16 protein-coding genes and 1 pseudogene are annotated in these 19,081 nt (G+C 74.0%); 15 read left to right on the top strand and 2 right to left on the bottom strand.

From position 1 onward, the window contains the following. Window positions 1-20 precede the first annotated feature (20 nt). The 3 genes and pseudogenes from trpS to TEK04_RS11605 all read left to right on the top strand — a co-directional run. A complete protein-coding gene (trpS, locus tag TEK04_RS11615) occupies window positions 21-1,040 on the top strand; it encodes a tryptophan--tRNA ligase (RefSeq protein ID WP_432277332.1) in 1,020 nt (339 codons plus the stop codon). Then, complete coding sequence (locus tag TEK04_RS11610) at window positions 1,037-1,666, top strand: 2'-5' RNA ligase family protein (RefSeq protein WP_336404506.1); 630 nt, start codon at window positions 1,037-1,039, stop codon at window positions 1,664-1,666. The genes trpS and TEK04_RS11610 overlap by 4 nt, the downstream gene beginning before the upstream one ends. Next, window positions 1,618-2,562, top strand: a pseudogene (locus tag TEK04_RS11605) (YihY/virulence factor BrkB family protein); the annotation flags it as partial. The gene TEK04_RS11610 and the pseudogene TEK04_RS11605, both read left to right, overlap by 49 nt. A 19-nt stretch (window positions 2,563-2,581) precedes the next feature. Here the strand turns inward: TEK04_RS11605 and TEK04_RS11600 are convergent. Further along, complete coding sequence (locus TEK04_RS11600) at window positions 2,582-4,147, bottom strand: D-alanyl-D-alanine carboxypeptidase family protein (protein WP_336404505.1); 1,566 nt, start codon at window positions 4,145-4,147, stop codon at window positions 2,582-2,584. A gap of 370 nt (window positions 4,148-4,517) precedes the next feature. Here TEK04_RS11600 and TEK04_RS11595 point away from each other — a divergent pair, with 370 nt between their 5' ends. The 10 genes from TEK04_RS11595 to TEK04_RS11550 all read left to right on the top strand — a co-directional run bounded on the left by TEK04_RS11595 (window position 4,518) and on the right by TEK04_RS11550 (window position 16,133). Beyond that, entirely contained in the window at window positions 4,518-5,588 is a 1,071-nt protein-coding gene (locus tag TEK04_RS11595; RefSeq protein WP_336404504.1) for a BMP family lipoprotein, read from the top strand. Between the two features lie 172 nt (window positions 5,589-5,760). Beyond that, window positions 5,761-7,284 (top strand): ABC transporter ATP-binding protein, encoded by a 1,524-nt coding sequence (locus TEK04_RS11590; RefSeq protein WP_336404503.1) that lies wholly within the window; start codon window positions 5,761-5,763, stop codon window positions 7,282-7,284. Continuing rightward, window positions 7,281-8,447: an ABC transporter permease gene (locus TEK04_RS11585; RefSeq protein WP_336404502.1), complete on the top strand. Its 1,167-nt coding sequence runs from the start codon at window positions 7,281-7,283 to the stop codon at window positions 8,445-8,447. The genes TEK04_RS11590 and TEK04_RS11585 overlap by 4 nt, the downstream gene beginning before the upstream one ends. Continuing rightward, on the top strand, window positions 8,444-9,730 hold the full coding sequence (locus TEK04_RS11580) for an ABC transporter permease (RefSeq protein WP_336404501.1): 1,287 nt from the start codon (window positions 8,444-8,446) through the stop codon (window positions 9,728-9,730). Before TEK04_RS11585 ends, TEK04_RS11580 begins: the two co-directional genes overlap by 4 nt. Beyond that, the gene (locus tag TEK04_RS11575; protein WP_336404500.1) at window positions 9,727-10,128 is read left to right on the top strand and encodes a cytidine deaminase; all 402 of its coding nucleotides are present in this window, start codon (window positions 9,727-9,729) and stop codon (window positions 10,126-10,128) included. The genes TEK04_RS11580 and TEK04_RS11575 overlap by 4 nt, the downstream gene beginning before the upstream one ends. Further along, window positions 10,125-11,405 (top strand): thymidine phosphorylase, encoded by a 1,281-nt coding sequence (locus TEK04_RS11570; RefSeq protein WP_336404499.1) that lies wholly within the window; start codon window positions 10,125-10,127, stop codon window positions 11,403-11,405. Before TEK04_RS11575 ends, TEK04_RS11570 begins: the two co-directional genes overlap by 4 nt. Window positions 11,406-11,576: 171 nt before the next feature. Beyond that, window positions 11,577-12,437: an ABC transporter ATP-binding protein gene (locus TEK04_RS11565; protein ID WP_336404498.1), complete on the top strand. Its 861-nt coding sequence runs from the start codon at window positions 11,577-11,579 to the stop codon at window positions 12,435-12,437. Further along, window positions 12,434-13,243 carry an ABC transporter permease gene (locus TEK04_RS11560; protein WP_336404497.1) on the top strand — a complete coding sequence of 270 codons (810 nt, stop codon included), beginning with the start codon at window positions 12,434-12,436 and terminating at the stop codon, window positions 13,241-13,243. Before TEK04_RS11565 ends, TEK04_RS11560 begins: the two co-directional genes overlap by 4 nt. A gap of 10 nt (window positions 13,244-13,253) precedes the next feature. Beyond that, entirely contained in the window at window positions 13,254-14,312 is a 1,059-nt protein-coding gene (locus TEK04_RS11555; RefSeq protein WP_336404496.1) for an adenosine deaminase, read from the top strand. A gap of 225 nt (window positions 14,313-14,537) precedes the next feature. Continuing rightward, window positions 14,538-16,133, top strand: a complete 1,596-nt coding sequence (locus TEK04_RS11550) for a DEAD/DEAH box helicase (protein WP_336404495.1) — start codon at window positions 14,538-14,540, stop codon at window positions 16,131-16,133. A 699-nt stretch (window positions 16,134-16,832) separates the two neighbouring features. On the opposite strand, the gene lepB is transcribed toward TEK04_RS11550, so the two are convergent. Beyond that, window positions 16,833-17,399 (bottom strand): signal peptidase I, encoded by a 567-nt coding sequence (lepB, locus tag TEK04_RS11545; protein ID WP_336404494.1) that lies wholly within the window; start codon window positions 17,397-17,399, stop codon window positions 16,833-16,835. 446 nt (window positions 17,400-17,845) lie between these two features. On the opposite strand from lepB, the gene TEK04_RS11540 reads away from it, so the two are divergent. Then, entirely contained in the window at window positions 17,846-18,469 is a 624-nt protein-coding gene (locus TEK04_RS11540) for a DUF6230 family protein (RefSeq protein WP_336404493.1), read from the top strand. 35 nt (window positions 18,470-18,504) lie between these two features. Continuing rightward, window positions 18,505-19,056 (top strand): DUF6114 domain-containing protein, encoded by a 552-nt coding sequence (locus TEK04_RS11535; RefSeq protein WP_336404492.1) that lies wholly within the window; start codon window positions 18,505-18,507, stop codon window positions 19,054-19,056. Window positions 19,057-19,081 lie beyond the last annotated feature (25 nt).

Raw genomic sequence — 19,081 nt, 5'->3', positions numbered from 1 at the left:
CCGGTGTGGCGCGTGGTTCGATGAGGGACGTGCCTGCCCCTCGCGTGCTGTCCGGCATCCAGCCGACGGCGGACTCCTTCCACCTCGGCAACCACCTCGGTGCGCTGCGGCAGTGGGTCAGCATGCAGGCCGACCACGAGGCCTTCTACTGCGTCGTCGACCTGCACGCGATCACCGTCGAGCAGGACCCGGCGGTGCTGCGGCGCCGCACGCTGGTGAGCGCGGCCCAGCTGCTGGCCCTCGGCGTGGACCCCGACCGCAGCGCGCTGTTCGTGCAGAGCCACGTACCCGAGCACGCGCAGCTGGGGTGGGTGCTGCAGTGCCTCACCGGCTTCGGCGAGGCCAGCCGCATGACCCAGTTCAAGGACAAGTCGGCCCGCCAGGGCCAGGCCAGCACCAGCGTCGGGCTGTTCACCTACCCGGTCCTGCAGGCCGCCGACATCCTGCTCTACCAGGCCGCCCGGGTCCCGGTGGGGGAGGACCAGCGCCAGCACCTGGAGCTCACCCGCGACCTGGCCACCCGGTTCAACGGCCGCTACGGCGACACGTTCGTGCTGCCCGAGGCCTACATCCCGCCGGGGGCGGCCAAGGTGCTGGACCTGCAGCAGCCGGACAAGAAGATGTCCAAGAGCCTGCCCGAGGCCGGCTGCGTCAACCTGCTCGACGACCCGAAGGTCATCGGCAAGCGCATCCGCAGCGCGGTCACCGACACCGGCCGCGAGGTGGTGTTCGACCCCGAGGGCAAGCCGGGGGTGAGCAACCTGCTGACGCTCCACTCGGCGTTCTCCGGGGAGACGGTGTCCCAGCTCGAGGAGCGGTTCGCCGGCCGCGGCTACGGCGACCTGAAGAAGGAGCTGGCCGAGGTGGTGGTGACCGCGCTGGCCCCCGTCCAGGCGCGCACCACCGAGCTGCTCGCCGACACCGCCGAGCTCGAGCGCGTGCTGGCGGCCGGGGCCGCCCGGGCCCGCGAGGTGGCCGCGCCGACCTTGGCCACGGTGCACGAGCGCATCGGCTTCCTGCCACCCCGGACGGCCTCGTGACCCGGCCGCTGCCGCCCGTGCCGCCGTCCGGCCCCCGGGGGCCGCGCCGGCGGCACGACGACACGTTCGTCCCGCGCAGCGCCAACAAGGACGTCGGCGCCACCGCGGTGCTGGGCGTGGTCGTCGACGTCCCCGAGCCGTGGGCGCAGCTGCTGGTCGAGTGGCGCACCAAGTGCGGTGACCCCCAGGCCGGCATCGTCCCCCCGCACGTCACCCTGCTGCCGCCCACCGAGGTCGCAGTCGCCGACCGGCCGCTCATCGCCGCGCACCTGGCCGGCGTCGCGCGCAGCCACCCCGCCTTCGACGTCCACCTGCAGGGCACCGGCACCTTCCGCCCCGTGTCGGAGGTGGTGTTCGTGACCGTGGCCCGCGGCGTGCTCGACTGCGAACGCATCGCCACCGACGTGCGCAGCGGGCCGCTGGACCGGCCGCTGAGCTTCCCGTACCACCCGCACGTGACCGTGGCCCACGACGTGCCCGGCGACGCCCTCGACATGGCCGCGGCCGAGCTGGCCGACCTGACCGCCACCTTCCGGGTCGAGCACTTCACCGAGTTCGAGCAGCAGCCCACCGGCGCGTGGTCGGTGGCCCGCCGCTACCCCCTGACGGGTCCCTCGGGCAGCTGACGGCCCTGCGGGGTCGGCGTCGGCCCTGCACACTCTCCGCCGTGACCACACCCCAGCCGGCCGACGGTGGCAACGTGGTCACCCGACTGGTCGACCGCATCCGTGACCTGGTCCACCGCGGCCGCGCCCGCGCCGGTTGGTTCGACCACCTGGTGCACGCCGGGGGGCACTACAACCGGGCCCAGTGCGACTTCCTGGCGGCGGGCGTCACCTACTACGTCTTCCTGGCGTTGTTCCCGGTGGTGCTGCTGCTGGCCTCGATCGCCGGGTTCGTGCTCGCCGGGGACACCGCGCTGCAGCTGCAGCTCATCGGCGCCATCCAGGACGCCGTCCCGGGCCAGACCGGCAGCGACCTGGCGCAGGCGGTGGTCAGCGCCATCAACGCTCGCGGCACCACCGGGATGGTCGGCCTGGTCGGGTTCCTGGTCGTCGGCATCGGGGCGGTGGACAAGCTGCGGGTAGGCATGGGCATCGTCTGGCGCGGCGAGCCCGACCAGCCCGACTTCGTCACCGACCGGCTCAAGGACCTGCTCGCGCTGTTCGGGTTCGCCGGCGCCGGCGTGCTGTCCATCGGCCTGACCACCGGGACGACGGCGGCCTCGACGGTGGTGTTCGACGCGCTGGGCATCGACCAGGTGCCCGGGTTCTTCCTGCTCACCGCGGCCCTGGGCATCGGGCTGGCGCTGGCGGGGGACACCCTGGTGTTCCTGTGGGTGCTCAAGGGGGTGCCCAGCACCCCGTACCGGGCGCGCACGCTGCTGCCCGGCGCGGTGTTCGGTGCGGTGGGCTTCGAGCTGCTGAAGCTGGTGGGCGGCTACTACCTGCAGATCCTGAGCGGCAACGTCACCGCGTCGGCCCTGGGTGGGTTCGTGGGGCTGATCGTGTGGATCAACGTGGTCGCCCGCTTCGCGTTCTTCACGGCCTCGTGGACCGCGACCCTCCCGGCGGTCGAGCAGTCGGACGCGCAGGTGCCGCACGGCCCCGCAGCCCCGACCCCGCTGCCCGACGTGGTGCTGGTCGACGAGCGGGGCCCTCGGCCCGGCCCGCTGCGGCTGGCCGCGGGTCTGGTGGGGGCAGGGGCGCTGATGGGTGCGGCGGCAGGTCGGTGGGGGCCCGGCGCGCTCCGCCGGGCGGGGTGGAGGGGCCTGCCGCGGGCCGACCGGCCTCGGGACGGCGGGGCGGGGGACGCCTGACCGCGCGGTCGTCGGACCAGCCCCCGGCGGGTACCAGCCGGACGGCGCGTCGGCGGCCGACGACGGTGGCCACCACGACGGCGACCGCGGCGGTGGCCAGGGCGACCGGCAGCAGCACCGACTCCGCCGGGGCCTCGGTGGAGGCCGGCGCCACGGCCGGGCTGGCCGCGGCGGCCGCGGCGTCGAGCGAGCTGAGCGTGCCGTCGGCGGGGGAGGGGGCCGGCAGGTCCACGTCGTCCACGTCGGCGTCGACCTCCCCGGGGCGCACCAGGGTGCCCACCCCGCCGCCGGCCGGGGTGGCGAACCCCCAGTCGAGCAGCCGCTGCGCCTGCTCGGTGGTCGCGACCGGGTAGCGCTCGGCCTGCATGAGGCTGACGACCAGGCGGCGGCCGTCGCGCTCGGCGGCGGCCACGAACGTGTGCCGGGCGGCGTCGGTGAACCCCGTCTTGCCGCCGAGGGTGCCGGGGTAGTCGGTGAGCAGCGTGTTCTGGGTCTGGATCTGGTAGCCGTCGCTCTTGCCGGGGACCGCGGGCATCTGCGCGGTGGTCTGCTGCAGGACGGCGGCGGTCGTCGGGTCCTCGACCAGCTGGGTCATGATCAGCGCGAGGTCGTAGGGGGAGGAGGTCTGGCCGGCGACGTCCAGGCCCGACGGGGTGCCGGCGACGGTGTCGAGCGCCCCGATGCGCTGCGCGGTCGCGTTCATGGCCGCGAGCGTGGCGTCGACGCCACCGGCGGCGCGGGCCAGGGCGTTGGCCGCGTCGTTGCCCGACTGCATCACGAGGGCGTCGAACAGCAGCGACACCGGGTACTCCCCGCCGGACACCAGACCGACCCGGCTGCCCTCCACGCCCTCGTCCGCCACGGTGCCCTCGACCACCAGCGCCGGGTCGAGCTCGGGGGCCAGGGTCAGCAGGGTCAGCGTCTTCAGCGTGCTGGCCGGGTAGTAGCGGCCGTGCGGGTCCTGGGCGCCGAGCACCTCCCCGGTGCCGGCGTCGGCGACCAGCCAGCCACGGGCGTCGATGCCCTCGGGCAGGGCGGGCGCGCCGGTGGCGGTGACCAGTCCGCGGGTGTCCAGTCCCGCTCCGCCGACCGTGCTGCCGTCGGGGGCGTGGCCCTGGGCCGGGCCGCCGTCCGGGGGCGCGGTGGGGGTGGGCGCCGCGGGGTCGACGGTGGGGCGGGCGCCGTCGGCGGCGAGGGCTGCGGGGGCGGCGGGGGCCATGGCCAGCAGGACCAGCCCGGCGACCGCGGCCACCGCGGCCGTGCGTGCACCGGGCAGCAGGGATCGCATGGTGGCGACGCTAACCGGGCGGGGTCGGGTCGGGCGACGTCCGACGCGCGCCGGGTGCAGACCCGTGACGGGTGGGCCGCGTGTGCCGATCCGGTGCCGCCGCTCCGCATCGCTGCCCTGCGCCACTGCTCTACGTCACTGCTCCGCGTCACTGCTCTGCGTCACCGGTCTGTGTCGTGGACGTCTCCGGGTCCTAACGATCGGGTCTCGGTGTCCGGCCAGCGCTGCCGGGGACGCCCCGGACGCGGATAGCGTGCCGGGATCGCCGCCCCGCCCTCGTCGGGCCCGGGCGGCGGACCACGGAGTGCACACCACGGGGCACGCCCGACCCCTCGTGGGCGGGTGCCGCCCCAGACGAGAGGAGACCGTCTTGCGCCGAGCGCGTGGGATGAAGCTGGCCGCCCTGGCGATCGCCGGCAGCCTGGCCCTGGCCGCCTGCGCCAGTGACGAGCCCGAGGCCGGTGGCGGCGGCGGCAGCAGCGCCTCCGGCGACCTGCAGATCGGTCTGGCCTACGACACCGGCGGCCGCGGCGACCGGTCGTTCAACGACTCCGCCTACGCCGGCGCCTCCGCCGCGGCCGAGGCCCTCGACGGCGAGGTCGAGGAGTTCAGCCCCAACGACGACGGCTCCGACCGCGCCGAGGGTCTGGCCCAGCTCGCCGAGGCCGGCTACAACCCGGTCATCGCCGTCGGGTTCAACTACGACGAGGTCATCGCCGACGTCGCCGCCGACTACCCGGACACCACCTTCGCCCAGGTCGACGGCTCGGTGACGCTGTTCGACGGCAGCAGCAAGGGCGAGAACGTGACCGGTCTGCTGTTCGCCGAGGAGCAGGGCTCGTTCCTGGCCGGCGTGGCAGCCGCCACCAAGTCCGAGACCGGCAACATCGGCTTCGTCGGCGGTGTCCAGTCGCCGCTGATCGAGAAGTTCGAGGCCGGCTACGTCGCCGGTGCGCAGGCGGTCAACCCCGACATCACCGTCCAGGTGCAGTACATCTCGCCGGCCGGTGACTTCTCCGGCTTCAGCGACCCGGCCCGCGGCAAGATCGTCGCCCAGGGCATGTACCAGGCCGGGGCGGACATCGTGTTCCACGCCGCGGGTGGCTCGGGCCAGGGCGTGTTCGAGGCGGCGGCCGAGGCCGGCGCCCGGGCGATCGGCGTCGACTCCGACCAGTACGAGACCGTCGGCGACCCGGCTCTGCAGGCCGTGATCATGACCTCGATGCTCAAGCGCGTGGACAACGCCGTCGAGGACTTCATCACCAGCTACTCCGACGGCACCGTCGAGGGCGGCACCGACATCGTCAACGACCTCTCCACCGAGGGCGTGGGCCTGTCCTACTCCGGCGGGTTCATCGACGACATCGAGTCGACGGTGGACGACTACACCCAGCAGATCGTCGACGGCCAGATCACGGTGCCCACCACGCCCGCGAACTGACCCGCAGCACCACCAGGAGCACGGCAGGACGGCGGCGGGCCCGGGCGATCAGCGCCCGGGCCCGCCGTTTCTGCTGTGTACCGTCCCACCGTCGGGACGACGACGGGCTGACCCGCCCGCCCCGCCGCAGATCGTGCGGCTCGCCCCCAGGCCGGCGTCGAGAGAGGCAGCAGTGACCCAGACAACACCCCTCGCGGTGGAGCTGCGCGGCATCACCAAGCGGTTCCCGGGCGTGGTGGCCAACAAGGACATCGAGCTGCGGGTGGCCCGCGGTGAGGTGCACGCCATCGTCGGGGAGAACGGCGCCGGCAAGTCCACGCTCATGAAGACGCTCTACGGCATGCACCGGCCCGACGAGGGCCAGGTCCTGCTCGACGGCCGCGAGGTGGTGTTCAAGAGCCCGGCCGACGCCATCGCGGCCGGTGTCGGCATGGTGCACCAGCACTTCATGCTGGCCGACAACCTCACGGTGCTCGAGAACGTCGTCCTGGGCGCGGAGAAGCGGCACGGCATCGGGGCCGGCGCCCGCGACGCCCTGCTGGAGATCTCGAAGGCCTACGCCCTGGGGCTGGAGCCCGACACCCTGGTGGAGGACCTCGGGGTCGGCGACCGGCAGCGCGTCGAGATCGCCAAGGTGCTCTACCGCGGCGCCACCACGCTGATCCTCGACGAGCCCACGGCCGTGCTCGTGCCGCAGGAGGTCGACGAGCTGTTCGGCAACCTGGCCGAGCTCAAGCGCGAGGGCCTCACCGTCATCTTCATCTCGCACAAGCTCGACGAGGTGCGCAAGGTGGCCGACTCCATCACCGTCATCCGGCGCGGCACGACCGTCGGCACCGCCGACCCGCGCACCACGACGGCCCACCAGCTGGCGGAGATGATGGTCGGGGCCGAGCTGCCCGCGGCCCAGAGCCGCACCTCCACCGTCCGGGACACCCCAGTGCTGGAGCTGCGCGGGGTCACCGTCGCGGGCCCGGGCGCACGGCCGGCCGTCGACGACGTCACGCTGACCGTGCGCGAGGGCGAGGTCGTGGGCATCGCCGGGGTCGAGGGCAACGGCCAGGCCGAGCTGGTCGACGCCGTCCTCGGTCTGCGGCCGCTGGCCGCCGGCACCGTGGTGCTGGGCGGGGAGGACATCACCGGCTGGAGCACCCGGACCCGCCGCGAGCGCGGCATCGGCTTCATCCCCGAGGACCGGCACCGCCAGGGCATGCTGCTGGAGGCCCCGCTCTGGGAGAACCGCGTGCTCGGTCACCAGACCGAGGCACCCAACGCCAAGGGCTTCTTCATCGACCGCAAGGCCGCCCGCAGCGACACCGAGCGGATCATGCGCGAGTACGACGTCCGGGCCCCGGGGCCGGACACCCTCGCCGTCGCCCTGTCCGGCGGCAACCAGCAGAAGCTCATCGTCGGCCGGGAGATGAGCGCCCGGCCCCGGCTGCTCGTGGCGGCCCACCCGACCCGCGGGGTCGACGTGGGCGCGCAGTCGGTGATCTGGGAACTGCTGCGCGACGCCCGCGCCGAAGGGATGGGGATCGTGCTGATCTCGGCCGACCTCGACGAGCTGATCGGCCTGTCGGACACCTTGCAGGTCATGCTGCGGGGCGCCCTCGTGGCCACCCTGGACCCGACGTCCCTGACCCCCGAGGAGCTGGGCGGCCACATGACCGGCGCGGCGTCGGCGGGTGCGGCATGAGCCTCGTGCGCCGGGTCGCCACCCCGCTGCTGGCCCCGCTGCTGGCCATCCTGGTCGCGCTGGTCATCTCCGCGCTGGTCATCCTCGCCATCGGCCAGGACCCGCTGGCCGCCGTCCGGGTCATGTTCGACTTCGGTGACCGGCCCAGTCAGCAGACGCAGGCCATCGTCACCGTGCTCAACCGCGCGGTGCCGTTGTTCCTGGCCGGCCTGGCCGTCTCGGTCGCCTTCCGCATGGGCCTGTTCAACATCGGCGTGGAGGGCCAGTACCGCCTGGCCACCATCATCGCCGCCGCCGTGGGCGCCGCGGTCGTGCTGCCCGCCCCGCTGCACGTGCTGCTCATCGTGGTGGTGGCGATGGCGGTCGGGGCGCTGTGGGCCGGGATCGTCGGCGTCCTCAAGGTCACCCGCGGGGTCAGCGAGGTGATCAGCTCGATCATGCTCAACTTCATCGCGCTGGGGTTGGCCTCCTACCTGCTCACCGGTCCCCTGCGGGGCAGCGGTGAGGGCGCGGCGATCATCACCACCGCGACCATCCCCGAGTCGGGCTGGTTCCCGTCCCTCAACGGCCTGCTGAGCGCGGTGGGCCTGGCCGAGCCGCGCAGCGACCTCTACGGGTTCCTGCTCGTCGCCGTGGTCGCCGGCGTGGTCGTCTCGGTGCTGGTCAAGCGCACCCGCTTCGGCTTCGACCTGCGGGCCAGCGGCATGTCGGCCTCGGCGGCCAGCGCCAGCGGGGTCGACGCCCGCGGGATGGTCGTCAAGACCATGCTCATCTCGGGTGCGATCGCGGGGCTGATCGGCCTGCCCGACCTGCTGGGCAGCACGCACAACTACGGCACCGAGTTCACCGCGGGCCTGGGCTTCCTGGGCATCGCGGTGGCGCTGCTGGGGCGCAACAACCCGGTCGGCATCGCCTTCGGTGCGCTGCTGTTCGGCTTCCTGGACCGCGCCGCCATCCCGCTGCAGTTCGCCGACATCCCCGCCTCGGTGGTCACGATCATCCAGGGCACGATCGTGCTGTCGGTCGTGGTCGCCAACGAGGTCGCCCGGCGGCTGGTCCGCCGGCAGGCCGAGCGCGCCGGCGGGGCCGCTGGCGCCCCGGCCACGCCGGCCGAGCCCGCCGAGCCCGCCGTCCGCACCGAGTCCACCGGGAGCAAGGCATGAGCACAGCTGCACCCGTCGGTGCCCGTCCCGGCAGCGCCGGTCGCGGGCCGGTGACCGACCTGTTCCTCGGCGGTGGTCGCGCCCGCCGCACCACCTGGCTCGTCGTCGGCCTGGTGGTGCTGTTCTCCGCCGTGCGGGTGATCAGCGGTCAGACGTCGCTGACCTCGTCGTCGACGATGGCGGCCGCGCTGCTGCTGGCGGTGCCGCTGCTGCTCGTGGCCCTGGGCGGGTTGTTCGCCGAGCGCGCGGGCGTGGTCAACATCGGGCTCGAGGGCATGATGATCCTGGGCACGTGGGGCGCCGGGTTCGCCGGTTACCAGTGGGGCTGGGCCGGTGCGGTCGTGGGTGGCCTGGTCATGGGTGCCCTGGGCGGTCTGCTGCACGCGGTGGCCACGGTGACCTTCGGGGTCGACCACGTCATCTCCGGTGTGGCCATCAACATCCTGGCCGCCGGGCTGGTGCGGTTCCTGTCCGAGCTGCTCTACACCGACAACCCGGCCGGCGGCGGGGTCACCCAGTCCCCGGCGGTGTCCTCGCGGCCGCCGAGCTTCTCGCTGCCCGTGCTGTCGTCGGGGCCGGACCTGCTGGGGTCGCTGGAGAGCCGGCACTGGTTCCTGGTCTCCGACGTCGCGGGCATCCTGCGGGGGTTCACCAGCGGCGTGGGCGTGCTGACGGTGGTCGCGGTGCTGCTGGTGCCGGCGTCCTACCTCGTGCTCTGGCGGACGGCGTTCGGGCTGCGGCTGCGGTCGTGCGGGGAGAACCCCGCCGCCGCGGACTCCCTGGGCGTGCCGGTCTACCGGCTCAAGTACGTCGCCGTGCTGATCTCCGGTGCGCTGGCCGGCCTGGGCGGGGTGTTCCTGGTCTTCATCGCCAACATCTACCGCGAGGGCCAGACCGGCGGCCGCGGGTTCATCGGGCTGGCCGCGCTGATCTTCGGCAACTGGCGCCCGGGTGGGTTGGCCGCCGGTGCCGGGCTCTTCGGGTACGCCGACGCCCTGCAGCTGCGCAGCCGCACCGGCGTCGTGGCGCTGCTGCTGCTGGTCGCCGTCCTGCTGCTGGCCGCGGCGGTCTGGCAGGCCACGCGCGGCAAGGTGACCCAGGCGGTCACCGCGGCCGCCTTCGCCGCCGTCCTGCTCGTCGGGTACATCACCATCGACGTGCTGCCCGAGGGCATCGTCAGCTTCACCCCGCACCTGACCACGCTGCTGGTGCTCTCGTTGGCCTCGCAACGGCTGCGGATGCCCAAGGCCGACGGCCTGGTCTACCGGAGGGGGGAGCATTGATCGACTGGGAGGCCCTGCGGGCCGCGGCCCGCGAGGCGATGACGCACGCCTACGCCCCGTACTCGAACTTCCCGGTGGGGGTGGCCGGGCTGGTCGACGACGGCCGTGTGGTCACCGGCTGCAACGTGGAGAACGCCTCGTACGGCCTCGGGCTGTGCGCCGAGTGCGGGATGGTCAGCGAACTGGCCCGCAGCGGCGGCGGCCGGCTGGTCGCGGTGGCCTGCGTCGGCGGTGACGGCCAGCCGCTCATGCCGTGCGGCCGGTGCCGGCAGCTGCTCTGGGAGTTCGGCGGCGCCGAGATGCTCATCGAGACGGTGTCGCTGGGCATCGTGCCCATGCGCGAAGTCCTCCCCGACGCCTTCGGGCCCGACGACCTGGTGAAGGCGGCCAACGCATGAGTGCGCACGACGCGATCGACGTCATCCGGGCCAAGCGCGACGGCGTCGAGCTGACCGGTGACCAGATCCGCTGGGTGATCGGGGCCTACACGGCCGGCCAGGTGCCCGACGAGCAGATGAGCGCGCTGCTCATGAGCGTGTTCTTCCGCGGGATGACGCCGGCGGAGCTGGCCGCCTGGACCCAGGCGATGATCGACTCCGGCGTCCGCAAGGACCTCTCGTCGCTGGGCGCCCCGACCGCCGACAAGCACTCCACCGGCGGCGTCGGGGACAAGGTGACCCTGCCGCTGGCCCCGCTGGTGGCCGCGTGCGGGGTGGCCGTCCCGCAGCTGTCCGGCCGGGGGCTGGGCCACACCGGCGGGACGCTGGACAAGCTGGAGGCCATCCCCGGCTGGCGGGCGTCGCTGACCGAGGACGAGTACCTCGGCCAGCTGCGCGACGTCGGTGCGGTCGTCTGCGCCGCCGGCAACGACCTGGCCCCGGCGGACAAGCTGCTCTACGCGCTGCGCGACGTCACCGGCACCGTCGAGTCGATCCCCTTGATCGCCAGCTCGATCATGAGCAAGAAGATCGCCGAGGGCGCCGACGCGCTGGTGCTCGACGTCAAGACCGGGTCGGGCGCGTTCATGAAGGACGTCGAGAGCAGCCGCGAGCTGGCCCGCACCATGGTCGGCCTGGGGGAGGCGGCCGGCGTCCGCACCGTCGCGCTGGTGACCGCGATGGACCGGCCGCTGGGCCGCTCGGCCGGCAACGCGGTGGAGGTTGCGGAGTCCGTCGAGGTGCTGGCCGGCGGCGGCCCGGCCGACCTGGTCGAGCTCACCCTCGCGCTGGCGCGGGAGATGCTCGCCGGGGCCGGCCGCGGCGACGTCGACCCCGCCGCCGCGTTGGCCGACGGCCGGGCCATGGACGCCTGGCGGCGGATGATCCGCGCCCAGGGCGGGGACCCCGACGCCCCGTTGCCGCAGCCGGCCGAGCGGCACGTGGTCACCGCGCCGGCCACCGGCACGCTCACCCGGCTCGACGCCTTCTCCCTGGGCGTGGCCGCGTGGCGCCTGGGTGCCGGCCGGGCCCGCAAGGAGGACCCGGTGTCGGCCTCGGCCGGCGTCGTCTGGCACGCGTCGGTGGGGGAGCAGGTCACGGCGGGCCAGCCCCTGCTGGAGCTGCAGACCGACGAGCCGGCGCGCATCGAGCGCGCGCTGGCCGCGCTGGAGGGTGCCGTGGGTGTCGACACCTCCGACACCGTGCTGCCGCTGGTCGTCGACCGCATCACCGCCTGAACCCGCCCACCCCCCCCGACCAACCCCGCAGTTGATCACGGACCTGTGCGCGCGGCGCGCCGTGCCCCGGTGTCCTGGGGTCCGTGATCGACAAGGGGTGGGGTCAGGGTTGGGTTGGGCGGGGTCGGGGTGGGCGGGGCGGCACAGGTCGATCAGGGAGACTGGCTCCTCGTGAGTGCACCCCTGGACCGCGACGCGGCGATCAGCATCCGCGGGTTGGTGAAGACCTACGGCGAGCGCAACGCCGTCGACGGGCTGGACCTGGACATCCGGCGCGGTGAGATCTTCGCCCTGCTCGGCCCCAACGGCGCCGGCAAGACCACCACCGTGGAGATCCTGGAGGGGTACCGCTCCCGCGACGGCGGCGACGTGCAGGTGCTCGGCCAGGACCCCGCCACCGGCGGACGGCGCTGGCGGTCGGGGATCGGCATCGTGCTGCAGTCCGGTGCCGGGGACAGCCAGCTCACCTGCCTGGAGCTGCTGCGCGCGCAGGCCGCCTACTACCCCGACGCCCGCGACCCGGCCGAGGTGCTCGAGCTGGTCGGGCTGGCCGAGAAGGCCGGGGCCCGCGGCCGCGCGCTGTCCGGTGGCCAGCGCCGGCGCCTGGACGTCGCGCTGGGCATCGTCGGCAAGCCCGCGCTGCTGTTCCTCGACGAGCCCACCACCGGCTTCGACCCCGAGGCCCGCCGTCAGTTCTGGTCGTTGATCCGCTCGCTGCGCGACCTGGGGACGACGATGCTGCTCACCACCCACTACCTCGACGAGGCCGAGGAGCTGGCCGACCGGGTGGGCGTCATCACCGGCGGCCGGCTGGTGGAGGTCGCCGTCCCGGGGGAGCTGGGCGGGCGGCAGACCGCGCCGGCGGTGGTCAGCTGGACCGAGGACGGCGCGCGGCGCACCACCCCGACCCCGACGCCCACCGCCTTCGTCGCCGAGCTCGCCGCCCGGTTCGGCGGTGAGGTGCCCGACCTGGCGGTCACCCGCCCCACCCTCGAGGACGTGTACCTGCAGATGATCGGCCAGCCCGCGTGAGCGCCCCGACGAGCCTGCCCTCCCTGGCCCGGGTGTTCCGGGTGCGGGCCGGCGTCGAGCTGAAGGAGTTCTTCCGGCAGCGCGAGTCGGTGGTCTTCACGCTGATGTTCCCGGTGATCCTGCTGGTCGTCTTCGGCGCCGTGCTGGACTACGAGATCGGTGGCGGGGTCACCTTCACCCAGTACTTCATGGCCGGGGTGATCGCGGCGGGCATCCTGGGCGCGAGCCTGCAGAACATGGCCATCGGCATCGCCACCGAGCGCAGCGACGGCACGCTCAAGCACCTGGCCGGCACCCCGATGCCCACGGCGGCCTACTTCATCGGCAAGGTCGTGCAGGTCCTGGCCGTCACGGTCGTGACCATCGCGATCCTGCTCGTGGTCGGTGTGGTGCTCTACGGCATCGACCTGCCCAGCGGCACGCAGTGGCTGACCTTCGCCTGGGTGGCGCTGCTGGGCTCGGCGGCCTGCACCCTGCTGGGCATCGCGGTCTCCAGCCTGCCCAAGAACGGCCGGTCGGCCTCGGCGATGGTCACGCCGTTCGCGCTGGTGCTGCAGTTCATCTCCGGGGTGTTCTTCCGGTTCGACCAGATCCCCGAGTGGATGCAGACCATCGCCGCGGTCTTCCCGCTCAAGTGGATGGCCCAGGGCCTGCGGTCGGTGTTCCTGCCCGACGCGCTGGCCGCGCAGGAGCCGGCCGGGTCGTGGGAGCTGGGCCGGGTGGCGCTGGTGCTGCTGGCCTGGGTCGTCGTCGGGTTGCTGCTGTGCGTGCGCACCTTCCGCTGGCGGGACCGCGCCGACGGGTAGCTTCCCCCGCATGCCCGCGCCGCTGACCCCGGAGACCCTCGCCCGCGCCCCCAAGGTGCTGCTGCACGACCACCTCGACGGCGGTCTCCGGCCGCAGACCGTGCTCGAGCTGGCCGACGCGGTCGGGTACACCGACCTCCCGGCGCCGGACGCCGAGTCGCTGGGCGCCTGGTTCCGGCAGGCGGCCGACTCGGGCTCCCTGGTGCGCTACCTGGAGACCTTCGCCCACACGGTGGCGGTGATGCAGACCCCCGAGGCCGTGCAGCGGGTGGCCCGGGAGTGCGCGCTGGACCTCGCCGCCGACGGGGTCGTGCACGCCGAGGTGCGCATGGCCCCCGAGCTGCTCACCGCCATGCCCATCGAGGCCGCGGTCGAGGCCATCCTCGACGGGTTCGCGGCCGGGTCCCGCGAGGCGGGGACGATCCGGGTGGGCGCGCTGCTGTGCGCCATGCGGCAGGCCGACCGGTGGGACGAGGTGGCCGGGCTCGTCGTCCGGTACCGCGACGCCGGCGTCGTCGGGTTCGACCTGGCCGGCCCCGAGATCGGCTTCCCCGCCGACCGGCACCCCGAGGCCATCGCGCTGCTGGACGACGCCGGCGCGCACCGCACGATCCACGCCGGCGAGGCCGACGGCGTCGGGAGCATCCGCGCGGCGCTCGAGGGCGCCCGCGCGGAGCGGCTGGGCCACGGGGTGCGCATCGCCGACGAGGTGCCCGAGGACGGCGGCCCGCTGGGCCCGGTCGCCCGGCGCGTGCTCGACGAGCAGGTGGTGCTGGAGGTGGCGCCGTCGTCCAACGTGCAGACCGGCGCCTACCCATCCATCGCCCGGCACCCGGTCGGCCGGCTGCACCGCGCCGGGTTCGCCGTCACGCTCAACACCGACAACCGGCTGATGAGCGGGGTGTCGGTGACCAGCGAGTTCGTCGCCGTGGCGGAGGCACACGGCTGGGGCTGGGACGACGTGCAGACGGTCACCGAGCGGGCCGTGGCCGGCGCCTTCCTCGACGACACCGACCGCGCAGCGCTGCTGACCCGCGTGCGCGAGGGCTACGCCGACCTGCGAGCGTGATCACGCCCACCGGTCCGGGGGAATCATCGGGGGCGCTCCGCTGCTAGATTGGGCAGGTCGGCGATCGCCGGCCACACCTCCCGGGCGGTCCTGCCCGGGGTAGAGCGCATCCGTGCAGACCTCCGCGTCACCGCAGACGCATCCTGGGGTCGCCCAGTGAGTCCCGCCCCCGGCGGGCCCGGCACCACACCACGGGACGCGCCCGATCTGCATCGGAGTCCCTTCTTGACCTCGTTCGACCCTGTCGACGCCAGCACCACCGAGAACACCCCCGCCGCCGAGGCGCCCACCGGCCCCTCCTTCGCCCAGCTCGGCCTCCAGCAGCAGCTGGTCACCGCGCTCGAGCGGCGCGGCATCCGCCACCCCTTCGCCATCCAGACCTCCGCACTGCCCGACGCCATGGCCGGGCGCGACGTGCTCGGCAAGGCCGCCACCGGCTCGGGCAAGACCCTGGCCTTCGGGCTGCCGATGCTGCACCGGCTCGGCCAGGACGTGCAGCACGGCCGGCGCACCCCGCGCGGGCTGGTGCTCGTGCCCACCCGCGAGCTCGCCCAGCAGGTGCACGACAACCTGGCCCCGCTGGGCCAGGCCAACGGCGTGCAGTTCGCCGCGGTCTACGGCGGTGCGTCCATGTACCGCCAGATCCAGCAGCTGCGCCGCGGCGTCGACGTCGTCATCGCCACCCCCGGTCGCCTGCAGGACCTCATCAACCAGGGCGAGTGCACCCTGGCCGACGTCGTGGTCGCGATCATCGACGAGGCCGACTTCATGTCCGACCTCGGCTTCTTGCCGGTGGTCAAGGAGCTGCTCGACCAGGTCCGCCCCGACGGCCAGAAGCTGCTGTTCTCGGCCACGCTCGACGGCGAGGTCGACACCCTGGTCCGCCGCTACCTCAAGGACCCGGCGCGGCACGAGGTCGTCAAGCCCGCCGACAGCGCGCCGCCGGCCGAGCACCGCGCCTACAGCGTGTCCTTCCCCGACCGGCTGAAGGTCACCGAGCAGCTGGCCGCCCGCCCGGGCCGCACGATCATCTTCGTGCGCACCCAGCACGGCGCCGACCGGCTGGCCGACAACCTGCAGGCCGTCGGCATCAAGGCCGAGCCGATCCACGGTGGCCTGCCGCAGTCGGCCCGCCGCCGCGCGCTCGAGGCGTTCACCGACGCCCGGTCCCCGGTGCTGGTCGCCACCGACGTCGCCGCCCGCGGCATCCACGTCGACGACGTCCAGCTGGTCCTGCACTACGACCCGCCGGCCGACCACAAGACCTACCTGCACCGCTCGGGCCGCACCGCGCGCGCCGGTGCCGCGGGTGTCGTGGTCTCGCTGCTGCTGCCCGACCAGGTCGGCCAGGCCAAGCGGCGGTTCCGCCAGGCCCAGGTGAGCACCGACGTCTCCCGGATCCGGCCGGGTGACGCCCCGATCGCCGAGCTGGTGGCCTCCGGCGTGCACGTCGAGCCGGTCGAGCGCCCGGTCCGCCCCCCGCGGGGCGGTCACGGTGGTGGGCGTCCGCGTCGGGACGGCGACCGTCGTCCCCCGCGTCGCGACGGTGACCGCTCCTACGGCGACCGCCCGGCCCGTTCCCACGGCGACCGCCCGGCCCGTCCGGCCGGCGACCGGCCCGCCTACGGCGACCGCCCCGCCCGCCCCGCGGGTGAGCGGCCCTCCTACGGTGACCGTCCGGTGCGCTCGGACCGGCCGTCCCACGGCGACCGCCCGGCCCGCTCGGACCGGCCCTCCTACGGCGACCGTCGTCCCGGTGGGTCCCGCCCCCAGGGCGGCAACGCCGGCGGCCGCCCGCCGCGCCCCGCGCGCTCGTACTGACGCACGGACACCGAACGCCCGGTCCCTCCACGGAGGGGTCGGGCGTTCGGCGTCCCCGGCGGGCCACCCCCGCGTCCGGGCGCTGTGGCGGGCTGGTGCGCGGAGGTCCGATCGGCCTGGCGCTGTGACCCGCCCCAGGGCGCAGCCACCGCCGGAGTGCGCCTGCGCGCGGGTCGACACCCCCCATCGCCGTCCAGGTACGCACCCTCCGCCCCGGTGCGCGCTGGCACGGCTCATCTGGCACGAGCACCCGCCCCAGGGTGCAGCCGCAACGCGGTGCGCTCCGGCGCGGTGCGCTCCCTCGCGGTGGAGCTCCCGGTCTCCGGACCTGGGCGCACCCGCCGCCTGGACGTCCTCCCGGGCGGGCGGCCCTACCGACGTCTCCCGGATCCATCCGGGTGACGCCCCGATCGCCGAGCTCGTCGCCTCCGGCGTGCACGTCGAGCCGGTCGAGCGCCCGGCCCGCCCGGCCCGCAGCGGCTCCGATCGTCCCCGCCGGGACGGCGACCGCCGACCCCCGCGTCGGGACGGCGACCGGCCGGCCCGCTCCTACGGCGACCGTCCGGCGCGGTCGGACCGGCCCGCCCACGGGGACCGTCCGGCGCGGTCGGACCAGCCCGCCCACGGCGACCGCCGTCCCGGGGGTCCGCGACCTCAGGGCGGCGGCTCCGGCGGGCGCCCGTCGCACCCGGCGCGCGGCTACGGTTCGACGGCGGCGGGCTCGAGCCGGACGTCGGAGGGGACCACCCCGGCCCGGTCCAGGGGGAGGATGCGCCGATCAAGCTGGGCGACCACGTCCTGGGCGGGCACGAACCCGTAGACCCGTGAGTCGTCGGAGGCCCCCCAGTTGTCGCCGATGACCCAGAAGTGGTCCGGTGGGACCACCACCGGACCGGCCGGGCCGGTGCTGGAGCCGTCGGGGGCGCAGCACGGGCGCTGCAGAGTGCCCGCCTGCGCGGTCCAGGCGGGGTTGTCCACCCGGTAGGTCGTCGTGGTGCCGGACGGGGTCAGGAGCACGAGGGAGGCTTCGTCGCCGACGCGGACCTCGATCCGGTCACCGGGCAGCCCGATGACCCGCTTGACGACCGTTGAACCGAAGACCGTGGCCTCCACGAGGTCGAACCGCGAGATGTCCTCGCGGGCGAGGACGTCCACCAGGAGCCGGTCCCCGGGGTGCACCGTCGGCTCCATGCTGGTGCCGACCACCTCCACCGAGAAGGTGAGCGCCGCGACCGGCACCAGCAGGCCGGCCAGCAGCAGGGTCACCGCCACCCACCCTGCCGTCCGGCGAGCGCTAGGACGCCGAGCGGTTCCCACAGCTGTGCTCCTGTCGTCGGTGATCCGTGGACGCAGGGTGCCATCTATGCGTCCTGTTCGGGGCATTGTGCGACGAATCAGCTCAGAGCACGTCATCAACTACGCTGCGTGACAACGTGACCGACGCGGGTGGACAACGCACCAGGATGCCGTCCAAGTGCTGGCGATAGTTGCGAACGTTCTCGTTCTGGGGCTCCGAGCGCCTTGTGAGTTGGTAGGAATCTGTTTAACGTGAACCACGTCATAGTGACTGCGCGTAGTCAGTTCACTAGGTCGGGTGATGGGGGATCGCCACATTCCCGGCTCGTTCGTGGCAGGCCACGACCGCGCCGGCACGGGGATGCAGTACCCAGAGGCGCTCAACGGTCGGGCGTCTCCTCGACGAGGAGGTCGACGTGAAGGAAGCAGGCACCGGGCGGGTCCGCATCGGCAGGTTCACGGCGGTGACGGTCCCCGCGGCAGTGGTGAGCGTGGGCTTCGGCTACGCCATCCTGCAGGGGATGGTCGCCGCGCAGTTGTCCTCGGTGGACCCGTTCACCGTCTCGGCCGATCAGGCCCGGGCCACCGGCCTGGAGCTGTCCCTGCGCCAGGCGACGACGGCGTCGGGGCAGGACGACACCACCGAGGACCAGAAGAAGAGCGCCCTGGTCACGCTCAACGCCGGTGAGGTCGACCAGCTCTGCCTGGCCGCCAACCAGCCCGTGCCTGTGCTGGGCAACATCGGGCTCCGGCTGACCGCAGGCGGGACCACCAGCCTGGGCGACGTCGACATCAGCGCGGACGCCATCGAGGCCGGCTCGGCGCGGCTGCCGCAGACCAGCATCGGCGTGGCGCAGTCGACGCTGGACCACCAGAGCACGGTGGCCAACGGCTACCGCCCCGGTGGCTTCGGCCTGGAGGCGAACGGTCCGGTGGTGCTGAACGACCTGGACACCGATGCCTACGCCCTCAGCCTGGAGAGCCTGAACTTCGGGCAGGGGTTGACCATCACGCCGCAGCTGGGTACAGCGACGTGCTGAGGGGTAGCGGCGTCGGCGGGAGGGCGTGGCGGGCGTTGACCCGCTTCCGCCGCACCCGGCCGTTCTGGGGGTGCCTGATCCTGGCCCTGGGTGGGTGGTTCGTCCTCCGCCCGGCGGTCGGCTCCTTCAGCCTGCTGTTGGGGCTCGGGGTCGGCGGCGCCCAGGTCTACATCCTCGGTGGCGGCATGATCGCAGCCGCGCTGGTGGCCCTGGTCAAGCCTGACCAGCGGTTCTTCCCGGCGATCATGGCGATGATCTTCTCCGTCGCGTCGCTGCCCCTGGCCAACCTCGGTGGGTGGCTGCTCGGCATGGTGCTGGGCATCGTCGGCAGCGGCATGGTCTTCGCCTGGACGCCCTACACCCAGCAGCAGCTGGACCAGGGCGCCGAGGGTCACGACCCCGCCGAGGACCCCGCCGAGGACCCCGCCCACGACGCGGCCGACCAGGCCGGGGCCGCCGACGACGGTCTGGAGGTCTTCGACGGCGACCAGGCCGACGAGACCGATCGGGCCGAGCGCCGGCCGGTCCCGGCCGGGCCGACCGCAGTCATCCACGCCGACGCCGACGCCGCGGACGTGTCCCGGTGAGGGCGCTGCGGCGGGCGACCGCGCG

It is taken from the genome of Klenkia sesuvii (genome assembly GCF_037083825.1).
GTDB lineage: Bacteria > Actinomycetota > Actinomycetes > Mycobacteriales > Geodermatophilaceae > Klenkia > Klenkia sesuvii.
The sequence above is the reverse complement of the archived record's forward strand: the minus strand, read 5'-3'. Positions and strand labels throughout refer to the sequence as shown.